The sequence below is a fragment of the Sodalis sp. (in: enterobacteria) genome, from assembly GCF_047607725.1.
Classification (GTDB): domain Bacteria; phylum Pseudomonadota; class Gammaproteobacteria; order Enterobacterales; family Enterobacteriaceae; genus JBLKSS01.
In genome coordinates this window covers 1-6,104 of sequence record NZ_JBLKSS010000204.1, presented here as the reverse complement: position 1 = coordinate 6,104, position 6,104 = coordinate 1, and the positions used below count along the sequence as shown (strand labels likewise).

The window sequence follows — 6,104 nt, the reverse complement described above, 5'->3', positions numbered from 1 at the left end:
ACCGTTCAAGCATTCAAAATAAATGAAGTGCTCCTGTGTTTTTGCAAACAATTCTGGACTGTCCAAAATAGCCATTTTTTAGAGTTCAAAGGAGTCCAGAATTGACTGCAAATTAGTCCAGAATCTTTTGCATCGCTACATACCTGATTTTCGCCCGCAACTATATTACCAAAAGCGAAGAGCGCTATGGCGTTGAACAGGTGGAGCAATTATTGGATTCCTGCCATGCGCTGATGAATCACGGCGTCGACCGTTACAAACGCCCGCAAAAGATCTCGCTGCAGGAAGAAAAATCCCGCCAGAAGAAGCCGGGAAGAACATTTGCAAAGTCAGGTCAACGAACTGTGGCGCACGCTGCCGCACAAAGAAAAAGAGGAAGTGACGGAACAGCGCTTACGCTATCCCCTGGAGCCGCAGGAAAACCTGCTGTATTTCATGGAGAAAAACGCGCCGCTGCTCGAGCCCTGGCAACGGGAAATATTGCGTATCGTGCGCAAAGTCAGCCAGTATTTTTATCCGCAAAAACAGACCTAGGTCATGAACGAAGGCTGGGCCACTTTCTGGCACTATACCATTCTCAATCACTTGTATGATGAAGGTAAAGTCAGCGATAGGTTTATGCTGGAATTCCTGCACAGCCATACCAATGTGGTCTATCAGCCGCCGTACAACAGCCCGTATTACAGCGGCCTCAACCCCTATGCGCTGGGTTTTGCCATGTTCCAGGATTTAAGCGCATCTGCCAATCGCCCACGGCGGAAGATCGCCGTTAGTTCCCCGATATCGCCGGCAGCGATTGGCTGGAAACCGTGCATTTCGCCATGCACAACTTCAAAGACGAAAGCTTTATCAGTCAGTTCCTATCGCCGAAGGTGATGCGAGATTTTCGCCTCTTTACGGTACTCGACGACGATCACAACAACTATCTTGAAATCGCGGCCATCCATAACGAAGAAGGGTACCAGGCGATACGCCAGGAGCTCTCTTCCCAGTACAATTTGAGCAATCTGGAGCCGGATATTCAGATCTGGAATGTGGATCTGCGCGGCGATCGGTCGCTGACGGTGCGTTACACGCCGCAAAACCGCGCGCCGTTGGCGAAAAGCCGCCGAGAAGTGATGAAGCATATTCATCGGTTATGGAGCTTTGATGTCTATATGGAGCAGGTTAACGACGAGGGCAATGTCGAGCTTATCGAGCGCTGTCCGCCGCGCCAGCCGCCGCTCTGATGCCCCCCGAACGGCCGCCGTCCGGCTTAGGGCGGCGCCTTCGCCGAGGTCAAATCCCCACGATATCTTGGGCATCGCGGATTGCATGGCGCCCCAGATATCCCGGCTCTCTTTACCGTAGCGGCGTACCAGCTCCATGACCTGATCATAAAGCCCCGCTCGGCATAGCGTCGCTTGTTGGCTATAGAAATTGCGCGCCAGTTCGCGGTCCTGCGGATTAGTGAAATAATAGCGCCCCGCCCGTAAATAAAGCCCCTTCAGGCCGTTAAAAATAAGGCCATAGATGGGATTGCCTGAGGCAAACGCCAGGCCGTGGAAAATGCGGTAATCCAATTCGGTGAACGCATCCGCCTTATCCGCTTCCGCCTTATCGTCCACCGCCGCAGCCTGTGAGAGCACCGCCTGTGCTTTATCAGGATACAGCGACACCGCCAGACGAATAAAAATCGCGGCGATGTTGGTGCGCACCGAGAGCAGATTATCGATGAGCTGTGGCACGCTGTCATGATCAAGCCGCGCCAGCGTCTCCAGGATATTCAAGCCGGACGTTTCCCACACATTATTCACCCGGGTCGGCTTGCCGTGCTGGATTTTAAGCCAGCCGTCACGGGCCAATCGCTGAAGCACCTCCCGCAGCGTGGTGCGGGTGACACCGATCAGATCGGAAAGCTCCCGCTCCGCGGGCAGGATGGAGCCAGGCGGAAAGCGATTGTTCCAGATGCTTTCAATCAGAAACTCTTCCGCGAAACCGGCAAGACTTTGCGCCTTGATGACCATATTCGTTTGTTCCATAGCAACTCTAACAATTCACATGCCTATCACCCTCCCTCGCGAGCGGGCGCGGTGACTTAATCATGAACAAGCGAGTTAGTTTACCTTGCCCGCCGCCGGCAGACTATAAGCCATCTCCCGCTTATGACTATCGGCAACCAAAAGAACCGCTTTTTTCGCGCCGGGCACGGGGGGTAACTTCAATAATAGTAAAACAGCGCGGGCTCTGGGATGCCGTCAACGGAAAAGTCGCTGGTGTCTGTTGTTTTTTGATTTAGAATGCTCGTTTCACGCCACTTACTAACTGCTCTGGACAATCCTCTATGATGCAATCGTTAAACCGCTGCTCCAAAAATCGTGCAGCCTGGTTACTATTGGCACTGACCGCCTTCGCGCTGGAACTGGGCGCGCTCTACTTTCAGCATGTATTGCTGCTTAATCCCTGCGTCCTGTGTATCTATCAACGTTGCGCCCTGTACGGCGTCGTTGCCGCCGGCCTGGTAGGCGCCATCGCGCCCGCTACGCCGCTGCGTTTCGCCGGTCTGGCGATTTGGCTCTATAGCGCCTGGCAAGGCCTGCTGCTGGCAATGAAACATACCGATATTCAACTTCATCCCTCCCCCTTCGTCACCTGTGACTTTTTCGTGAATTTTCCCGCATGGCTGCCGTCGGTCTTTAGCGCCAGCGGCGATTGCGCCGTCCGCCAATGGCATTTCCTGTCGCTGGAGATGCCACAGTGGATGATTGTCATCTTCGGCGCTTATCTGGCGGTAGCGGCGATCATTTTGCTTGCGCAGTTCTTCCCTCCGCGCAAACGCGACCTCTTTTCCCGTTGATGGCGGCATGAGGGCATGACGGCGTCGCCACGCCGTCATGCGCCGACGATCGCCTCGCGGCAACGATAAAATCATCTGCCTATTTTATCACCGAATGACTAAAACAACGGCCTTTTTCATTTCGTTTTCACAATGCGCCTGCGCCATTAACCGTCAAAAAGAGATCGAACGTGTTTAACCCCGGCGCTTCCGTGCCGTCTTTTACCGGTAAGACGTCTTTCAATTGCCGGCTTTTATAACACCCCTGTATTAACCGTATTCCATTTTATTGTTANNCCCCCCCCCCCGCGCAGTGCATGACGTGTTTATCAACAGAGAGTGATATTCAGAGGTTAAGCGTCAATACCACTTTACTGGCTCATGGCGCGTTGAGCAATGGCAGGATACATAGGAAGTAATAAATACCTGCTTCACCCGCAACCCATTTATTTATGACCCACAGTATTATAGCCAAGGACAATCTTAAACTGATAATGATTATTGCAACGCCATGACGGCACCGTTCTCTTTATTTTCCAGCATGTTTATGTAATGTATTTATTGCTACGCATTACTTATGAATGGAATAAGCATGACATTAATAAGTCTTTGCACAATTAATCAATTCCTGGCGTCGGCTGTTTACGTTATTGTTATCCGAAAAAGGTATCATGGCTCCAATAGCGCTTGGTTTGTTCATCTCAACTACCGAGACCATAACAAGAGGAAGAATATGAATACAATTCCAGATAGCACGATAAGCTTAATAAACGAAAAGACAAAACATGACCAAACCCATAATTCAGATGCAACGTTAACAGAACGGCCCGTGTGCCAAACCCTCTTTCTGACGATGATGAACCGCAAGGATAAGTTAGAGGCGGTATCGAATACATCACACCCGCACAGGCCTCGGACCAGAGGCTTTCAGCAAAGCAGGATGCCGCAGAGAGCGAGGGAGGAACACAAGGCGGCACCGGAAGAACAGCAGCGGAATATTCCTGTTTCACCACAACATCATGAAGGAGAATGTTGCATGGAAACACCGCAGGCGAAAGCTGTTCGGCCAGCAGGAATAAAGAATGAGCATCGATTCCCTGACAATATCTTTTCTTTATTAAAGGCTATTGACCAAACATCCAATCCGGAAAAAGCCTCCCTAAAATTAATGGAGCGCTGGAGTGTCCCTCTCAATATCGCGGCCAATAATGCCAACTTATGGCGAAATGAGGCGATTGCAGACATCGAACGGCTACAACAGTTGTGCTTACAAACCGAGATAAATGAAGGCGAGATCAATATGGTCTACGCCAGACTGGTCAATAACATGAATGCGCATTATGATTACCTGCGCCAGCGGGATGGCTTACTTTTTCAGAGTAATTTATTGAGTAAAAAGATCCATTTAATCAGAAAAAGCAGGCAGACAAGTGTTGATAAACGAACCAGTGCGCCTGCGGGAGCAGGAAATTTATCGAGCGCTGATAGTACCGAGCCCCAGTCCGCTTATAATGAAAGTCGTGGGCGCCCTTACCAATGATGCAACAGTTTACACTGATGTCACCTCAGCAAAAAAACGCAAAACGGTGTGATTTAGCGCCAACGGCCGCATTGAAACATCCCTGCAGCATGCAGCACCGATTTATTCAAGCCCAGCGGAGGCCCGTGCCGGCGGCATAAACGGACACCCATCAGCCATACTGTCGAAACTCGTTATGACGTGAGGCCGCGTTATCAGAGAAGTCGTGTCAAAGGCCGGATGCTGACGAGTGCCCCAGGCTACGAGCCACAGCGAAAATACCCTCTCCTCTTTTCGCGCGGGATAGCCCGATCTCATCGTGAGTGAAAGCCCCCGTGCGTGCTGCGTTTATCCCTTGGCCCAATCAGGCTTATTCAATATATGGTCTTCCCAGTCGATGACGTCGCTTTCCCGGACCGCAATATGGCTGACCGAAATACGCTCACCGTGCATCACGGCCTTAGAACCGCTCAGCAAAGGATGCCAGTGGGGCAACGGTTTGCCTTCACTCTGCAGCCGATAAGCGCAAGTGGGGGGTAACCAGTCAAAGGTAGCCAGATTTTCCCGGGTCAACTTGATACAGGCCGGCTCATAGGCAAATCGGTTGGTATAATGTTGACACTGGCATGTTTTTAAATTGAGTAGATTACAGGCGACATTAGTGAAATAGATTTCATCCGTATCCGCATCGATCAATTTATTCAGGCAGCTGCGCCCGCAGCCATCGCACAGGGACTCCCACTCCTCATCGGACATTTCAGCCAGGGTTTTGGTCTGCCAAAAGAGGCGTTCAGGCATGGTGGTCTCCGTTACGTGAATCAAGGGGGCGTTATATAATGCTTTTCCCCTCCCCCCGGATGCAACTGTTTTCGGCGCGGGAGCAAGGCCGACGCCAAGCGGCCGCGCGGGCCGGGCGCTTAAAATCAGGCGCTAAATGATCCGCGTGCTCAGCTGATGCTGATTCAGGCTTAATGTGAGCGCATCGCCGGGCTTAAGCGCCGCGACCCCCTCTAGCGTGCCCGTCAGTACAATATCGCCGGGACGCAAAGTAAAGAAACGGCTCATATACGCAATGAGCGGCAGGATGGGATGGATCATGTCGCGGGTATTGCCCGTTTGCCGAACGAGATCGTTAACCGTTAGCGTCAAATCCGCCTGCTGGGGATCGCCGAATTCCGCCACCGGAATAAACCCCGAAATCGGACAGGCGCCATCGAAACCTTTTGCCTTTTCCCAGGGCTGCCCTGCTTTTTTAAACTGCGCCTGCAGATCCCGCAGCGTCAAATCCAGCGCCCCGCCCACGCCGGCAATCCCCTGAGAGACCTGTTGCTCGTTAGCCTGTTTCAACGGCGCGCCAATCAAGATAGCCAGCTCCACCTCATGATGTACTTCTCCCCGATCGGTAGGAATAGCAATAGGTTGACGAATATCGCACAGCGCAGTCTCAGACTTGATAAACAGCACCGCTTCACTGGGGGTGGCGCTGCCCATTTCTTTAATATGATTACGGTAGTTGCTGCCGACGCACACCACCTTGCTAACCGGAAAGTCCAACAGTGCGCCCTGCCAATTTCTATGCTGATACATTGCTCTCTCCTGCAATCGTTAACACCCTGTTTAACGCTGTTATGTGGGGTGGCAAGCATTTCTGGACTATCAAAGGGAACGTTGGATTAGTCGTAAGCCCTTTATTGGCGGGGCTTACAACGATTTTAAGGATTCTGGACTCATTGCAAAAAATGATCAGAAAATGATTTTTTTGCACTATAT

4 protein-coding genes and 2 pseudogenes are annotated in these 6,104 nt (G+C 51.5%); 3 read left to right on the top strand and 3 right to left on the bottom strand.

All coding sequences use genetic code 11. The features are described 5' to 3' along the window. Positions 1 to 131: 131 nt before the first annotated feature. Positions 132 to 1,229: pseudogene (locus tag ACMX3H_RS16230) on the top strand (SpoVR family protein); the annotation flags it as partial. Positions 1,230 to 1,298: 69 nt separating this feature from the next. Here the strand turns inward: ACMX3H_RS16230 and fadR are convergent. Beyond that, positions 1,299 to 2,006: pseudogene (gene fadR / locus ACMX3H_RS16225) on the bottom strand (fatty acid metabolism transcriptional regulator FadR); the annotation flags it as partial. Between the two features lie 317 nt (positions 2,007 to 2,323). Here fadR and dsbB point away from each other — a divergent pair. After that, entirely contained in the window at positions 2,324 to 2,836 is a 513-nt protein-coding gene (dsbB, locus tag ACMX3H_RS16220) for a disulfide bond formation protein DsbB (RefSeq protein WP_415211561.1), read from the top strand. A 712-nt stretch (positions 2,837 to 3,548) separates the two neighbouring features. Continuing rightward, on the top strand, positions 3,549 to 4,355 hold the full coding sequence (locus ACMX3H_RS16215; protein WP_415211560.1) for a hypothetical protein: 807 nt from the start codon (positions 3,549 to 3,551) through the stop codon (positions 4,353 to 4,355). 327 nt (positions 4,356 to 4,682) lie between these two features. On the opposite strand, the gene ACMX3H_RS16210 is transcribed toward ACMX3H_RS16215, so the two are convergent. Together ACMX3H_RS16210 and ACMX3H_RS16205 are read right to left on the bottom strand one after the other, a co-directional pair. Continuing rightward, complete coding sequence (locus tag ACMX3H_RS16210; protein WP_415211559.1) at positions 4,683 to 5,132, bottom strand: YcgN family cysteine cluster protein; 450 nt, start codon at positions 5,130 to 5,132, stop codon at positions 4,683 to 4,685. Positions 5,133 to 5,264: 132 nt separating this feature from the next. After that, complete coding sequence (locus ACMX3H_RS16205; RefSeq protein WP_415211558.1) at positions 5,265 to 5,921, bottom strand: fumarylacetoacetate hydrolase family protein; 657 nt, start codon at positions 5,919 to 5,921, stop codon at positions 5,265 to 5,267. Positions 5,922 to 6,104 lie beyond the last annotated feature (183 nt).

What these genes read in the sequence shown, in the direction of transcription:
- ACMX3H_RS16205 (WP_415211558.1), bottom strand. Translation starts at nt 5,921, where the DNA reads ATGTATCAGCATAGAAATTGGCAGGGCGCACTGTTGGACTTTCCGGTT.
- dsbB (WP_415211561.1), top strand. Translation starts at nt 2,324, where the DNA reads ATGATGCAATCGTTAAACCGCTGCTCCAAAAATCGTGCAGCCTGGTTA.
- ACMX3H_RS16215 (WP_415211560.1), top strand. Translation starts at nt 3,549, where the DNA reads ATGAATACAATTCCAGATAGCACGATAAGCTTAATAAACGAAAAGACA.
- ACMX3H_RS16210 (WP_415211559.1), bottom strand. Translation starts at nt 5,132, where the DNA reads ATGCCTGAACGCCTCTTTTGGCAGACCAAAACCCTGGCTGAAATGTCC.